The organism is Leptonema illini DSM 21528 (genome assembly GCF_000243335.1).
Classification (GTDB): Bacteria; Spirochaetota; Leptospiria; order Leptospirales; family Leptonemataceae; genus Leptonema; species Leptonema illini.
On sequence record NZ_JH597773.1, the window covers coordinates 809,923 to 825,179 of the forward strand.

At 54.6% G+C, this 15,257-nt stretch carries 14 protein-coding genes and 1 pseudogene; 1 reads left to right on the forward strand and 14 read right to left on the reverse strand.

The genetic code is table 11. The features are described 5' to 3' along the window. Positions 1-32: 32 nt before the first annotated feature. From LEPIL_RS03670 to LEPIL_RS03720, 11 genes and pseudogenes are all read right to left on the reverse strand, one after another. A complete protein-coding gene (locus tag LEPIL_RS03670; RefSeq protein WP_002770053.1) occupies positions 33-665 on the reverse strand; it encodes a hypothetical protein in 633 nt (210 codons plus the stop codon). Between the two features lie 19 nt (positions 666-684). Then, positions 685-969 carry a hypothetical protein gene (locus LEPIL_RS03675; RefSeq protein WP_002770055.1) on the reverse strand — a complete coding sequence of 95 codons (285 nt, stop codon included), beginning with the start codon at positions 967-969 and terminating at the stop codon, positions 685-687. Between the two features lie 3 nt (positions 970-972). Further along, positions 973-1,986, reverse strand: a complete 1,014-nt coding sequence (locus LEPIL_RS03680; RefSeq protein ID WP_002770057.1) for a hypothetical protein — start codon at positions 1,984-1,986, stop codon at positions 973-975. Continuing rightward, positions 1,986-2,651, reverse strand: a complete 666-nt coding sequence (locus LEPIL_RS03685) for a lysozyme inhibitor LprI family protein (RefSeq protein ID WP_002770059.1) — start codon at positions 2,649-2,651, stop codon at positions 1,986-1,988. The genes LEPIL_RS03680 and LEPIL_RS03685 overlap by 1 nt, the downstream gene beginning before the upstream one ends. After that, positions 2,644-3,090, reverse strand: a complete 447-nt coding sequence (locus LEPIL_RS03690) for a hypothetical protein (protein WP_002770061.1) — start codon at positions 3,088-3,090, stop codon at positions 2,644-2,646. The genes LEPIL_RS03685 and LEPIL_RS03690 overlap by 8 nt, the downstream gene beginning before the upstream one ends. Positions 3,091-3,112: 22 nt before the next feature. Further along, positions 3,113-4,120, reverse strand: a complete 1,008-nt coding sequence (locus tag LEPIL_RS03695; protein WP_002770063.1) for a DUF4340 domain-containing protein — start codon at positions 4,118-4,120, stop codon at positions 3,113-3,115. Continuing rightward, the gene (locus LEPIL_RS03700; protein WP_002770065.1) at positions 4,117-5,907 is read right to left on the reverse strand and encodes a GldG family protein; all 1,791 of its coding nucleotides are present in this window, start codon (positions 5,905-5,907) and stop codon (positions 4,117-4,119) included. The genes LEPIL_RS03695 and LEPIL_RS03700 overlap by 4 nt, the downstream gene beginning before the upstream one ends. After that, entirely contained in the window at positions 5,904-6,644 is a 741-nt protein-coding gene (locus LEPIL_RS03705; RefSeq protein ID WP_002770067.1) for an ABC transporter permease, read from the reverse strand. The genes LEPIL_RS03700 and LEPIL_RS03705 overlap by 4 nt, the downstream gene beginning before the upstream one ends. A gap of 1 nt (position 6,645) precedes the next feature. Beyond that, complete coding sequence (locus tag LEPIL_RS03710; protein WP_002770069.1) at positions 6,646-7,572, reverse strand: ABC transporter ATP-binding protein; 927 nt, start codon at positions 7,570-7,572, stop codon at positions 6,646-6,648. Between the two features lie 372 nt (positions 7,573-7,944). Beyond that, positions 7,945-8,913: pseudogene (locus LEPIL_RS03715) on the reverse strand (homocysteine S-methyltransferase family protein); the annotation flags it as partial. Between the two features lie 38 nt (positions 8,914-8,951). Beyond that, positions 8,952-11,159: a putative bifunctional diguanylate cyclase/phosphodiesterase gene (locus LEPIL_RS03720; protein WP_002770073.1), complete on the reverse strand. Its 2,208-nt coding sequence runs from the start codon at positions 11,157-11,159 to the stop codon at positions 8,952-8,954. 264 nt (positions 11,160-11,423) lie between these two features. Between LEPIL_RS03720 and LEPIL_RS03725 the strand changes: the two genes are divergently transcribed. Next, positions 11,424-12,347, forward strand: a complete 924-nt coding sequence (locus LEPIL_RS03725) for a ferredoxin reductase domain-containing protein (protein ID WP_040918275.1) — start codon at positions 11,424-11,426, stop codon at positions 12,345-12,347. Between the two features lie 52 nt (positions 12,348-12,399). Here the strand turns inward: LEPIL_RS03725 and LEPIL_RS03730 are convergent, their stop codons facing one another. From LEPIL_RS03730 to LEPIL_RS03745, 3 genes are all read right to left on the reverse strand, one after another. Next, entirely contained in the window at positions 12,400-13,506 is a 1,107-nt protein-coding gene (locus tag LEPIL_RS03730) for an adenylate/guanylate cyclase domain-containing protein (RefSeq protein WP_002770076.1), read from the reverse strand. Between the two features lie 142 nt (positions 13,507-13,648). Beyond that, complete coding sequence (locus LEPIL_RS03735; protein WP_143464644.1) at positions 13,649-14,176, reverse strand: hypothetical protein; 528 nt, start codon at positions 14,174-14,176, stop codon at positions 13,649-13,651. A gap of 282 nt (positions 14,177-14,458) precedes the next feature. After that, the gene (locus LEPIL_RS03745; protein WP_002770079.1) at positions 14,459-15,253 is read right to left on the reverse strand and encodes a nucleotidyltransferase domain-containing protein; all 795 of its coding nucleotides are present in this window, start codon (positions 15,251-15,253) and stop codon (positions 14,459-14,461) included. Positions 15,254-15,257 lie beyond the last annotated feature (4 nt).

The window sequence follows — 15,257 nt, forward strand, 5'->3', positions numbered from 1 at the left end:
ATCTGACAGCACGATCGCCGCATATCAGCCTGCTATTTTCGTCTATACGATGCAAGGGTCTGCTTGAGCTCTTTCAGATACGCGGCGAACTCGGGTAATTCTTTCACCGCTCCATCAAGATAACGCATGGCCTCGTCATAGCCGCTTCTATACTCGATCTCGCGATATCTATAGATCACCAGATGCGGATCATTGCCGCTTTCAATGGCAAGAAGCCTGCTCTCATTCAGCGCCTTCTCGTCGGGCGTCAGATAGCCGTTCATGCCGCATTGCTCGATCTCGTGAACAAAGAAACGAAGAAGCGCTCCGGCCTTCGATGCTCCGGCTTTTAAGTTATACCAGGGGATGTTCTCGCCGATCAGACGATAGGGCTGACCGGAAGGCCAGGGCCTCTGCCGGCAGAGCAAACCGTTGCCCTTGCTCTGATAGAACTGGAAGTTTACGACGGCATCGGTCTTGCGATCATGGATCAGCTCAAGCACAAAGACATCGGCGCTGTACTCGGTCAGAAGAAAATCTCGAATCAGGCCGCGGCCATCGTCTTCGTAGATCTCCTGAATCAGACGGCTCTGCATCGGTGCAGCGCTCAGACAGCGAAGCAGCGCCGGCGCAAACTCTACAGCCGGCAGGCCGATACACTGGAGGCGGAAGTCGAAGACGGGCATGGTTTACGCTCTGGACAGTTTAATCCGGAATCAATGAAGATCGCCGCCAGATCTGGAAATGTTCGATCATATCAATGGGCCTGGGTCCGTTATCGGAATAGTGAACGGTGATAATGTATTGCGGAGGCAGAACATGTGCCGCTGAAGACGACGCCATAGGACGCCAGATCACAGAAGCAGGCCGGCCCCCCTCAAAGACAGCCAGCGCATCTCTGTAAAGATTCCATCGGCTGTAGTATGCACGCACGCCGGCCAGTGTGGCGATTAGCAAGAACGGTAGTAAAATAAATTTCTTGCCCTGCATACTTTACTGCCACCTTCTGCATTCAAACTTCAGGTCCATGTAATGGAAACTCGGTGAATCCAAATCAGGCTTAACCCAAAAACTGTATTCAGTAGAGCCACCACACAACTCATTCATCGGTATCGAAAAAGGCAGATTCGCTTCCTGAAGCTCCCCATCGACACAGCGCTTCCATTCTTGATGATCGGATTTTTTTGATCCGCACTCTGTGCTATAAGTGAAATTTATTCCTGTCGTAGCCTCATCATCGCTGCCGATAGATAGACTTTCTGCATCCGGCAAAACGATTCGGTATGACAGGGATGGCTCAATGAGGTTCCACAAATGAAGCCGGGCTGGCTTGATATCTCTTGTTTCGTCCCATACCCCAAAGGCTCCTTGTAGGACAGCAACCTTTCCTGCCTCATAGCCAGCGAGCTGGCCGGCTGTAGCCATCAACCACTCGCTGGCCTGCAACTCGCATTGACCACGGCCTTTCGTCGTCTTTCTAACGCCGATACTTCCCTGAACAACGATCACTGTAAAATCGCGGCCAACATAACACTCAGCATATGGATAACCGGCAGCCGTAAAATAAAGGCACCGGTTGAACTCGGGAAAAGGACATCGCGATTGGCGGACCTGAATCCTGTACGGCCCATAACGCTTGCTATCCTCATCAAGAGAACGACCGAGGCTTCCTGACTCTATATCTGCACGTCTGATCCAACCGCTCGGTCCTGAATGCAAGTCTTCGGAGCCAAGCCGATCATGCAGACTTTCATCCATAATATGAAGCCACTGCTCTTGATCTCCGAAAAACCTCGGTTCTATCATTAAAGAGAGATCGGCACGCAGGTTCGTGCCTGGTTTCAGTGAAAGCAGGACAGTCGAATCATCCCTCGGTTCACTGAATAGAGGAACAGGCTCCATTCCGGCAACAAAGAAAGCGGATTCATTATCTTTGATCTCTTTCTCCTCTCGATACTCCGTACACGAAGTCAGCGTGAGAAATGCGATCAATAGCCCAAGCTTCATCACGGCATCCGGTAATAGATGCCGCTGAAGTAGGCCCGTACGCCATGATAATAGGAGCACTTCACCTCGCTTACCTCGATAGCTCGCTCCCGTCTTAAAAACTGCAGCTCGCAGACATCGTCCCCTGAGCCTGATTTGAAGTAATACTCATCTTTGAGCGGAGGCATGACGCCTTCGAATTCACCGACGTGCGACGTCGGGCCTCGAACGGCCTCCAGCTTGAAATGCCACCGGCCGCCCTTCTCTACGATCTGTAAAGAACCGCCGAAGCCGTCGTCGTAGTTGCCGGCATGGCCCGTCGGCGCCTTCTCTCTCCAGGCCTTCTCTAAATAGTCGATGCGCGAAAGCGTCAGATCGGTCAGGCATTGAACTCGATCGGCGGGGTTTTCAAGTGACGGATTCATCGCGCACATGGAATCTCTGTATTCGAGCCAGTTGCGCTGTTGTTCGAGTAAAGCCTTCTGGAGAGATGCGGAGAGCTTCTCCCTGATCTTCGGATAACGCTCGTTCAGCCTGTGATCGGCTGCTGCAAAGGCCTTCGCCTCGCAGAGGATGCGCGTCTCATCTTCGAGCTCATTGCATGCCGGCGGAGCGGCATAGAGGTTTGCGGAGAAGAGAAGGAAGAGTAAAGAGATGGATAGGGATAGGATTTCAACTTTATTCATTTGCGTTTACCTCACCGCGAAACCATGCGTTGGATTCTTTTGTATAGAGTAATACGACAGCAGAAATCTGTGCAATCTGCTGTAAGGCCACCAGTAAACCGATCATCTCACCCTTGCCAAGAAGCATGACGGTCAGTGCAGCTCCTTGCAAAGTCCCCGGAATTATCAGGAGCGTGAAAATGACACGAGCCCACTTTCGCCTCTGCCAGATCATAAACCAGAGGAAGGCTATGAGTCCCAGAAAAAATGATAGAATGCCCAGAGTCTGCGGACGTTCCAATAGACGACCAATCGAGAACTGAGTGAACAGGATAACCTGTCCGATCGCCATGACACCGATTATCATCAGAACGGCGCGTTTCACCGACCTCGGCCGTATCAACAGCTGGCCTTCTGTTACCGTCGATGCCGGCGGTCTGTAGTGCTCTTCGATGTTCATTATTTCTTCTTATGGTAACGTTTCATGGCTTCAACGGAGCCTCAGCTCGATCAAGCAGGCTTTCCGGAGATTTCAGGTCCTCGAGATAGTAGCTCGACACGGCATATAGCGTATCGTTATACCTCACATAATAGATGCCTGCCTCGCCGGCCGCTTCGATGTCAAGCTGCACGACGCCGGGCTCGGTCGAACCTCTATGATAGGTGATCTCGATGCGAGCCTGCTCTTTTGTGGCGCCGGGCGGAGTCGCCTCGGGAAAGCTGCGTGCCTTCCAGCGCACGATATCGTCCAGAATCGGGCGAAACATATCTTCGCGCAGCTTGCCCGGCCGGGGCTCGACCATCTGCCATTCCGATCCGGCACGGGCAAGGCGCACGGAATGGTTGGGCTGCAAATAGGCAAGCGAGGCGATGCTGTTCACGTCGACTTCAGGGGGCAGGATGGCACGGTCGCGAAAGAAAAGCTCATCGCCCGAGCCAAGCCTTGCGCGCAGATTGCCGTCAAGCTCATGGATATCGCTTTTCCCTTCGAGCATGACGTATGTGGCGTCGCTGCGCTGGCTGGACTTGCCGACAAGCAGCATGCGACGATCGCCGCCTTCTTCGATGGTCAGCCTGACGGCATCGTCGCCTAACTGATAGGCCGCCCTCGCATCGCCTTCAAGGGCGAAGCTGTACTGCGATTGCATGACGGTCAGAGTGCGCAAAAGATCGCGCATGCGGTCGGCATCGGCGGGAAACGAACGCCCGTCGGCCAGGCTCAATTTCCAGCGATACTCGACCTCGGGCTTGCTATCGGTGCCTTCTTCTTTATGAACAGGTAAACGGTCAGCTTGCCGCTCCAGACGCATCTTAGCCTGTCCGTATTGAAACTCAATGGCGGTGATGTCGCCCTTCTCAATATCAAGAAAGGAGTCGGCGCTGCCTGTAAAAAGCGTACCGGGCAGAACAAGCAGAAGCAGCAACAGCACGTTCGCAGCGACTAACGAAAGCGCCAGGTTTTCCTTGAGTAATGAGATCATTGCCTTCATTTCAGATTCTCCTGATTCGAATCCGACCGATCCTCTTCCAGATCGGCGGCCTCATCGTCAAGCGTGAGGCCGCGCTTCTGGTTGCGTCGCGCAAGACGACGCCATCCGTAAAGACCGAGCAGCAGCGGAAGCCCCAGAATATGAAACCACTGAAAGATCGGTTCAAAGGCCGAGCCGAGAAAGTACATAATAAACTCGGGCGGATCTTCAAGCAGCGGGATGGTCGGAATGCGCGAACGGGCAGCCTGCAGATCGGTGTCGCCCTGAAGATGATCGAGCAATCCGGCAAGAAAGGCGGCGTTCAGCTGAAAGATCTGCATATTCTGTTCGTTACGCAGAAAGATATCTGAAACGACGTAGGGCGTGCCCAGCATGAGGATCGTCGATTCCGTTCCGCTCTGCTGTCCGGGACGGAACTTCGCCTTCTCGTCTTTCACGGGTAACTCTTCTCTCTCGAAGAAGGCGCTTCGAAAGCGGCCCTTCACCTCGACAAGAAGAGGCAGCGGACGATCGGAGCGCAGATCGGCCGGATCGCTTCCCATGCGCTGCATGTCTTTCAGCGCAAGTGACGCCGCCTCGCGAAAGATCACGCCATCAGAGCTATAAAGCAGCGTGCGATACCTCGCATCGGGCTGCACGTTCGGATTGAACTGTACATCAGAAAACCAGGGCAGGATCACCTGTCCCGTATATTTAAAGATCGGATCATCGGCGAAGTTACCCGTTTCATGCGAATAAACGGCCCAGGACGGATTCTTCATGCGCTTCAGATAGTTGCCTTCAATATCAAGCTCCGGTGCTGCAAGCGCCGGCTCGAAGAGGATGCGGCCTTTCAATTCAAGACCATAGGCAAGCAGCCAGTCGTTCAGATCTTTCAGCGGCATCTCTTCGATCGAAGCCTGTCCTCCGCCTGAGGCGAATCCCATCTGTAAAAGACGCGGATCGGGACGCGAAAGCTGAAAGTCGAAGCTACGCACCATCAGCAGCAGGTTGCCTCCGCGCATCAGGAACTGATCGAGATGATATTGCGCCTTCTCATCGAGATGCGGCAAGCCGGTGACGATGAGAGTCTCGACGCCCTCGGGCACGGGCTCGCCGGCCAGCACATCGGTCCACGGACCCGAATCCCCCTCAATAATAGAACGGAAGGCGAACATATTCGTCTTCTCTGGCGGAGCGTCTCGCCTCCATACGGTCGTCTGTAATGATCCGGGCGCCTGCAAGAAGCCGATACCGCTGCGCGGCTCTATATTCGTTAGCCGCTTGACCTCTCGCAAGAAGCGATATTCGAAATCGCCGATGATGCGTCCCTGTTCGACCAGATCCACGATGGCAGATTGTTCTCCCGACTGTATATAGACGCCGAAGTATCCCATGCGCACGGAGGCCTCGTCGTCTTTTGCCTGTTCAATGGGGATGCCCTGAATGCCGCGACGCTCGGCCTTTGCACGCTCGTCTTCATCGGTCGGATCAATATAATGCAGGCGAATGCGACTGCCGCCGATGCGCTCGATCTCGTCGAGCTGATAGAGGATGGGCTGTAGCTCGCCGTAGATCTCGCCGGGCAGCTTCTTCGTAATATAGGCCTCGACAAGGATGGGCTGGCCGGGACGCGAAAGCACCTTCTCGGTCGAATCTGAGACGGAGTTCAGGCCGTCACGCGTGAAGTCGAGACGCCAGGCCATACGCTGTGCTACAAGATTCAGAAGCATAAAGAGGATAACGACATTGACGGCGATAAAACGCGTATCACGATTCAATGAACGAAAGAACGATTTCAGATTCATACGCGGGCCTCCTGGCGAAGACGCAGCACGTTCAGAACGACCATCAATGCCATAAACGATAGAAAGAAGATCGTATCAGAGAGATCGATGAGGCCGCGGCTGAAGCTGTTGAAGTGAAAGCTCAAAGAGAAGAAACTCACAAAGGAGGCGACGGCCGGCGGCAGATGTTGACCGATCAGATACAGGTTCATCAAGAAAAAGGTCAGGCTGAAGAAGAAGGTAATCACGAAGGCGACGATCTGTTCTTTTGTGAAAGAAGAGACAAGCATGCCCAGGCTAACGTAGGCGCCTCCCATCAGAATCGAGCCCAGATACAGAGCAAACGTCGCACCGACGTCCAGACGCCCCATCATCCAGATGCTGATCGTCAGCGGCAGCGAGGCGAGAATGAGCAGCGAGACGTAGGCCCATGCTCCGAAAAGCTTCCCGAGCACAAGATCAAGCTCGGTAAAGGGCATCGTGCGCAGAAGCTCGATCGTGCCGCTGCGACGCTCCTCGGCCCACAGACGCATCGTCACGGCGGGAATCAGCAGAATAAACGTGAAGGGCAGGAGCTTCATAAACGACTCCACCGAGGCGATGCGAGCCTCCCAGAAGGCCGGAATCGATCCGAAGATGCCATAGAAAAAGAATACGAGATTCAAGAAGAGCATCACCACGGCGAAAACGTAGCCGATGGGCGTGTTGAAATAGTTCTGAAACTCTCTTTTAAAGAGAACGGATATAGAGTGATTCATATCAGGCTTCCTGTGTAAGCTCGCGGAAGATCTCGTTCATCGATCTTGAAACGGGAGTGAACTCGCGAATCTCGAAGGGCTCCCGCCGAACGGCGGCGAAGAATTTCTCGGGCTCGACCTTGAGCGAGCATGTATAACGCATCCAGCCGTCTTCCAGCGGCTCGCTCTCGACGTCCGAAACGAGCTGCGTCGCCTTCAGGGCTGCGGCGATATCGGACGTATGCCGCCCCACAAGCATATAGCGGTTAGACTCCTTCAACTCGGCGACGCTGCGGTCGGCGACGATGCGTCCGCGGTTGATGATGATGGCGCGTTCGCAAATGTCGTCCACCTCCTGCAAGATATGCGTGGAGAGGATAAGCGTGCGATCGCGACCGAGTTCTTTGATAAGCGCCCGTATGGACTGGATCTGATTCGGATCAAGGCCCGACGTCGGCTCGTCAAGAATGATAACATCGGGATCATGAAGCAGCGTCGCTGCAAGGGCGACCCGCTGACGAAAGCCCTTGGACAGAAGACCGAGCGGCGTGAAGAAATGCGAGCCAAGCTCCAGCCGCTCCACCATAGTGCGGCCGGCCTTCTCAAGGGCGTCGCCCTCTATGCCGCGGGCCCGGCCCGAGAACTCGATGAACTCCGATACAAGCATCTCATTATAGAGAGGCGTCGTTTCGGGCAGATATCCGATACGGCGCTTGATCGCAAGGTCAGAGTCGGTCGGGTCAGAGGAATCACGCCGGATTCCGCAGATATCGATCTCGCCCGACGTCGGTTGCAGATAGCCGGTGATGGCGCGCATCGTCGTCGTTTTGCCCGCTCCGTTTGGACCGAGCAGAGCGGTGATTCCGGATTGCGGGCCGACAGAGAAGCTGAGATCGTCTACGGCCCGGAACCTGTCATATTGAACGGTAAGGTTGCGAACTTCGAGCATCAGGGACAGTGCAGGCAGGACCGTTCAGGCGCACAACTCGATTTCAGGGATGGCAGACGATGCGCGCGACGGCCCGGCGAGCTACGCGCTTCTTCGCAGTCGACCTTCTTCGCGCAGATACTGGAACCGTCCGATCAGGTGCGCCCCGGCAAGCATCGCCTGCTCGCTGTGATACAACGCTCGCTCTTTATCAAAGCGTGACTTAAAGGCCCGCAGAGTCGCTTCATCCTCTATGCTCGCTATCATCGAGAGGAGATGAGGCAGGTTAAAGGTCGGTTTTTCATGTGACGGTTGCCACGCCTCCACGGCCTCGACAACGGGGGCGGCTGTCGTTGCACGCTGCTCTATCGAGTGCGATGCATGCCGTGACCTTCGCGGCATAACGTCTCGCAACGCTTTCGCAGCCGCTCTGATATGAGCGGGCGTGGTGCCGCAGCATCCGCCGACGATATTCAGCCATCCCTGCTCGGCCATCGACCGGACAAGATCGGCGAACTCCCCGGCCGATTGATCATAGGAGCCAAAGGCGTTGGGTAACCCGGCATTGGGATGCACGCTTACGCGAAACGTGCTCGCTCGATGCAGATCATGAACAAACGGATAAAGCTCCTTCGCACCGAGAGAGCAGTTGAGGCCGACAGAGAAAAGAGGCGCATGCGAGATCGATATCAAGAAGGCCTCGATGGTCTGCCCTGAAAGGATACGTCCGCTTGCATCTGTAATGGTGCCCGAAACCATCACCGGATAACTTTTCCCTCTTCGCTCAAACGTATTCATCAGAGCATAGATCGCAGCCTTCGCATTGAGCGTATCGGTAACGGTTTCAAGCAGAAAGAGATCCACACCGCCATCAAGAAGGCCCTCTATCTGCTCCTGATACGCCTCTACCAGCTCATCAAAACCTACCGATCTGTAGCCGGGATCGTTAACATCGGGAGAGAGCGAGCCCAGCTTCGTCGTCGGGCCCATAGCTCCGGCGACGAACACAGGCCTCTTATCAGCGGAACGCGCCGCTTCACGCGCAAGAATAGCTCCCTGCCGGTTCATTTCGTACGAGAGATGAGCCGTCTCATAGTCAGTCTGCGAGATACGATTTGCTCCGAACGTGTTCGTTGATAGAATATCGGCGCCGGCCAGAACATACTCTTTATGGATTTGCAGAATGAGATCGGCCGCCGTCAGGCAGAGCAGATCATTGTTCCCTTTCAGTTCGATACTATGGCCTTTTAACAGAGGACCGCGAAAGTCGTCTTCAACGGGGCCGGCCTGTTGAATCATCGTGCCCATGGCTCCATCAAGGATGAGAATACGTTGATCGGCTTCAATTTCTATTCTATGCATGGCTTATCCTGCGTATCAAGGTAGCAGCAACACGTATATCACGGCAATTCTATTTTTCCCGCTATGAGCAGCTTGTTGAACTGATCGACGGGCAGAGGCCTCGCGAGAAAGAATCCCTGGCCGTAATCGCATCCCTGATCGATCAGGTAACGCAGCTGTTCGGCCGTTTCAATGCCCTCGGCGATGACGTCGCAGTTCAGGCTGTGTGCAAGGTCGATAATACTTCTCGATACCTCACGGCTCTGTGTTCCCACGTCTGAACCGATGCTGCTTACGAAGCTGCGGTCGATCTTCAGAACGTCGAAGCGGAACTTGAGCAGATACTGTAACGACGAATAGCCGCTGCCAAGATCGTCCAGCAGCAGCCGGATGCCCATATCGCGTAGAAGCTGCAACACGGATAACGTTCGATCGGTGTCGCTCATCAGCACGCGTTCGGTAATCTCGAATTCCAGTAACGAAGGTGAGACGCCCGTTCCGGCAAGCAGGGCGCGCAGCTGACCGCCGAAGGCCGGATCCTGAAACTGTTTCACAGATACGTTGACGGCGATGCCTGGAGCGAATTCAAAGTTACGCTGCCAGCGAGCAAGCTGCTCGACGGCGCTTGACAGGGCAAATCCGCCGAGCGGATAAATGAGGTCGTTGCGCTCCGCCTCGGCGATGAACTTCTCGGGCGAAACGGAGCCCAGCCGCCTGTGATTCCATCGTAGAAGAGCCTCGGCCGAGACGATGCGGCCCGTTTTCAGCTCGACGACGGGCTGATAATGCAGCTCGAATTCCGAGCCGCCAAGGGCGATGCTCTCGACCGAACGACGCAGATACGTACCGAACCGCATGCTTTCGCGCGCATCGTTCTGCATCTCTTCTGAGAAGAAGGCGAACTCGCCTCCGCCGTCCTGGGCCGAGGACCGCGCCCGCAGCTGCGCCATCTCGGCCGCCTGTAAGAGTTCTCTTGAATCCGAGCCGTTATCGGGATACACCGAGATGCCGGCCGAGGCCGTTACGTTTACGGCGCTGCCGCCGAATCCGTAGCTACCCTTCACCGAATGCAGGATACGCGAAACAAGGCTGCTGATCTCGCCGGCGTTCTCCTCTTTTTCTATCAGGATCATGAATTCGTCGTTGCCAAAACGGGCCAGCGTATGCACGGGCGAAAGAACCCACTGAATGCGTTCGGCGACGCGTCGCAGTAGCTCGTCGCCGGTCTCATAGCCCGTTACCCGGCTGATCTCGGTGAAGTTGTCGATGTCGACAAAGACGACGTAAAGCTTCGCTCGATCGTTACCCGCCTTCTGAATGGCATGTTCGAGTCGATCGAAGAAGAGAAAGCGATTCGGAAGGCCCGTAAGAGAATCATAATAACGAAAGCGGTCGATCTGCTGTTCGTAATATTTTTCCAGCGTCATGTCTTCCATGGTCATGACGTAGTGCGTGATCAATCCGCGCGTATCGCGAAGCGAAGAGATGTTTATGCGAGCGGTGAAAAGCTCGCCGCCTTTTTTACGATTGATCAGCTCGCCGCGGTAGTTCTTTCCCTGCCCGATCGTCTTCCAGAGCTCCTGATAGACCGTCTCTTCTTCCATGCCGCTTTTTAATATACGCAGCGTTTCTCCGCGCGCCTCAACGGCAGGATACCCGGTTAACAGCGTGAAGCGGTCGTTCACATATTCAATGACGCCCTCGGCGCTTGTGATAACGCAGGCGACGGGACTCTGTTCCAGGGCCTTTGCAAAGAGCTGATTCTGTCTGAATAAATCAAGATGTAGCAGTCGCTCACGTAAGATCGTGATGCCGTAGCCGATCTCTTCGCCAAGCTCACGAAAGAACTGGCACTGCACTGCAAACTCGTAGCTTTCGGTGTCGATCGGCGTGTCGCTTTCGATCAAATAAACGGAATCCCGACGTTCAAGAGACGTCAGCGGAACGATAAAGCCGCTTCGATCCTGCCACTCCGCACTCTGCACCTCGCCTTCGAGGATCGCCCGATTCAACTCGGTCTCGATTCCAGCGGGGGGCCCCTGAAACGGCACGGCGAGGGCGCCCGTATAGGCGGCAAGCGGCTGCCAGCGGCCCTCTTCAAGGCGATAGGCAGACGCAGAGCGGTAACGCCCGGTCTGGACGAAAATCTTGCAGATCTGTTGCAGAAGCGACGTCTCGTTCTGCGCATACAGGATCGTCTGACGGCAAAGAGCCTGCAAACGCAGTCCCTGTTCCCCCAGCTCCCGCTCTTCCTCCGGAGCTCTCATTCCACCCGCCTATCTCTTTTTTTCGCAGGGGCCGCTGTGCGACTCACTCGGTTGCATCTCATCCGCCTTTCAATCGGCTTCTATACTAAATGAGATGCATTCTTAATCGGCATTGTGACGCTCCCCCTCTACCGGAACAATCCATTTTTTCGGAGTTCAGAAGGCATGAGAATTCACCGTTTGCCATCGCGGCAAACGGACCGGGATTATCCGCATCTGCGAAAAAAAATTGACCGGAACGCGAAGATGATGCATAGTTCAGGGATGAGCGCCCACGCAACCCTGCTTCCAACCGAAAAGATCCAGGCCATCGAATCGCCGCCCATGCTCTATAAACCGGCCACACCACTTGCCTGTACGGTGCTTCGCAACGAACGACTGACCCCCGAAGATTACAGCGAAGACGTGCGGCATATCGTCATTGATCTGCGCGACAGGGACTATGTATACGCCGAAGGCCAATCGATGGGCGTCATGGCGCCGGGAACAACGCCAGACGGTAAAGCGCATCGAGTGCGTCTGTACTCCATCGCCTCGCCGGGCGCCGGCGAGCCCGGCTATGAACGAGCCGTCGCTCTTTGTGTGAAACGGGTCGTTTATGAAACCGAAGAGCAACGGATGGAGGGTATCTGTAGTAATTTCTTATGCGATCTGCGCGAAGGCGACACCGTTCCCATCACAGGTCCGAACGGTAAAAACTTCGCCCTGCCCGCCGACGATGAAACCGATCTTCTGCTTTTCGGAACAGGCACGGGCATCGCTCCGTTTCGATCGTTTCTGATGAATCTGCATTCGCGACCGAAGCCTTACGGCGCGAACGTGCATCTCTTCTTCGGAAGCCGGCTGAAGATCGATCATATCTATGCCAACGATCTCAATGATGATCTTCTCAAGCACTCGCAGAACGAGCGTTTCCAGATTCACTCGGCGCTTTCGCGCGAGAATCCCGCACAAAAAGTCTATGTCGCCGACCTTCTCAAGATGAAGCAAGAACTGATCGAGCCCATCCTCGATCGCAAGAACTTTGCCATTTATATCTGTGGACTCAAAGGAATGGAGAAAGGCATCGAGGCCTTCGTGCGCGACTATCTCTCACGAAAATCGGGCAAGACGGTCGAAGACGGCGAATGGGCCGAACTGAAAGAGTCGCTGAAAAAGGCCGGACGCTGGGCCCAGGAGGTTTACTGACGCCCTGCGATCTATGTGCCCTCGCCTGTCGCCGATAGCGCACTGCGGGCCTTCAGGCCCGATCCTTGAAGTAATAGAGATCGACCTGCCCCTCAATGCCTTTCAGCTGCGTCTTACGATGCATGATATCGACGGGCTCGCCTTCGGCCGATTGTTGATCGAGAAATCGTCGCAGCTCATGGCGAACCGCACCATCCTCAAAGATCTCTTTTGAAAAGCCCACGCTGTGGGATTGCACCTGCCCCTGAATGCGAGCGGCGATGTTAACCGAGTTGCCGAAGTAGTCGATACGATCGTTCAGGTTAACGACGATCACCGGTCCCGTATGCACGCCGACGCGAATCTCAAGATGCCCGGCCGGATCAAGACGCTCCGATCTGAAATCTCTGTAGATACGCAGGGCGGCCGCTATGGCGTCGGCAGGCGAGCGAAACGATGCCATAACGGCGTCGCCGATCGTCTTAACGACGACGCCTTTCTCGGCTTCGATATCGCGAAAGAGGATCTTGAAATGATTGCGTACGACGTTATACGAAACCGTATCGCCAAGGTCGGAGTACATCTTCGTCGATCCTTTAATATCGGTGAAAAGAAGGGACGCCCGCTCAATGCCGAGGCTTTCTTCGGCCGAAAGAACTTCTTCGCCGAACAACTCGCGAAAGACGGCGCTGTGAAGACAGTCCATGCCCGAAAGAAAGCGGTCGGGCATAGAGTAGCTGTTCTGCTTCACGGCCTCGATCATCGCCGACCGGTATTCCTCTTCGATTGAAGGAGGAAGAGCCACAACGGCCGGATGCACCGTAAAGGTAACCTCGACGTTTGAATCAAGCACGTTGCGAAAGTTCACGTCGCAGAGCGGACAGAATCCGGCGCCTTTTACCTCTCCAAAGTTATGCTTGAAGTCGGGCACGGCGTTACAGTGCGGACAGTGAAACTCCCACGATAAGCGAAAGATGCCGTCGGCCGTTCCATACAGAAAGAAATCGCGCACATCGTCCTTTGCGATCTGCAAGCCATCGGCCAGCTCAGCTGCATTGATACGAAAAAGCTCTGACGGCGTGGCCGACTCAAGAAAAGGAATGAGACGCTCCAGGGTAGCTTCGTAAAGGCCGTAGTGACGGCTGCGTTTCAGGGCTTCAACAAGAGGGCGGTTCTGCATGAGTCATTCTCTTTCGCAAAGGATGGGCCATTTGTTTCACTGCACGCGGCAGTGGGGAGCATTTTTTCAGGAAGAGCCCGAACCGTTTAACCGCAGAGGATGCGGGGGCGCGGAGAAAACCGTAATGGAGAGGACGCCGTTTTCAGGGCCTGCTCTGTTCTTTCTCAATAAAGCGCTGTACTTCAGGGTCATGAGGTTGCCTGCCGAGGTCGATTTCGGAGTAGAGGCCGTCCTGTTTGCGGATCAGTAAATATGGATCATCTTCGCCGGCGTCGACGAGGATCAGATTGCCATGCGATGCAAACTGAGCAGGCTTTGCAATCACTCCTTCTTCTTTTTGCCAGGTCAGTAATCTGCCCGCCCCCCGCTGCATCTTTATACAGACAGAGCCGTCAATGGAGATAAACGCACAGTATGTTAGACTCTGATGATTCCCTGCGGTGGAAAAATCCGATCGCCGAGAGATATAAGCATCAAAGATCCACCCATATCGCTCCGTTTCTTCGCTTGCAAACGGCGTACTCGATTGCACATAGACGAAGATCCAGTGACCGACTCTGTTCTGAACCTCCTGCCGTCCCGGATCTCGATAGAGGAGCGCCACCTTGCTGGAAATCGGCAATGTTTTCAGAACCGCTCCACCAACGGACGGTGCTGCACGCAATCGCACACCGTCTCCATTTAAATAAACATAAGCAAGACTCTTAACGCCCCCCCGGCACGAAATGATCGGAGGCCAGATCATACTCGATGCATCTGTCGCTCAGGTCTTTGCCCGAGTGAAATTCCGTCGAACACTGTTGCAGTGATTGGGGTATCTGTATTGCCACGGCTGCGACCTCTTGCACTTCGTCGTCCTTGCATGAGGTCAGGACAGCCAGGCATAAGACTATAAACCCCGCGATACTTCTATTCAATGCACTATTGTTGAACATTCCACTCATCATTCCGTTCAAGCCTCTTGCCTCCCTGTCATCATTTCGGCGAAGAGGCGATTCAGATACTCCGGCTCGGGCTTCTCGCGCGGATCAAAGCCGCTGACCGATTCGCGAAAGTGTTCGAGTTGCCTTTCGATATAACGATTCAGGGGCTCGATACGGTCTTCTTCACCAAGCTCGTATCCCTGCTTCTTACGTTCGAGCAGCTCAATTACGGTAGATTGCATCGACGGCTCAAGGGCGGCCGTTTCAAGCAGAATATCAAACTGTATAGGCGGGGCCTTTTTATACCGCTCAATGTAGGCACAGGCAAAGAGCGGACGCAACACGTAGAAGTATTTCTTCACTTTCACCCTATCTCGCTTCAGATATTCGCGATAGTTGTTCTCGGCCATGTGCAGGTAATGATACACCGTCGCCACCGGCGAGAAAAAGCGATCGAACGGTTCTTTCATGGCCTCAAGAAAAGCGGTATCGCTTCTGTAAACGATGGGCGAATGAAACCATTCAAAAAGCACGGGATTTGACTTATTTAGAAGAAAGAGCATCTTGCGAAGATCCCATCCGCTGTAATCCATCTCATCGACGATCGGATACTCGATCACGTCACGACGCTGTAGCACATCCAGATACCAGGGCATTCTATGCCTGTATATAAAACGAACATCATAATCGCTATCAAGCGAGGCAAAGCCCCAGGCGCGCGAACCGGATTCTACGGCCAGCAGGATTTCCACATCGTGCTCACACTCGACGTCGTGCAGGCGTCCCAGCACGACGTCGACGATTTCTCGAGAGACCGCTTCCATGCGA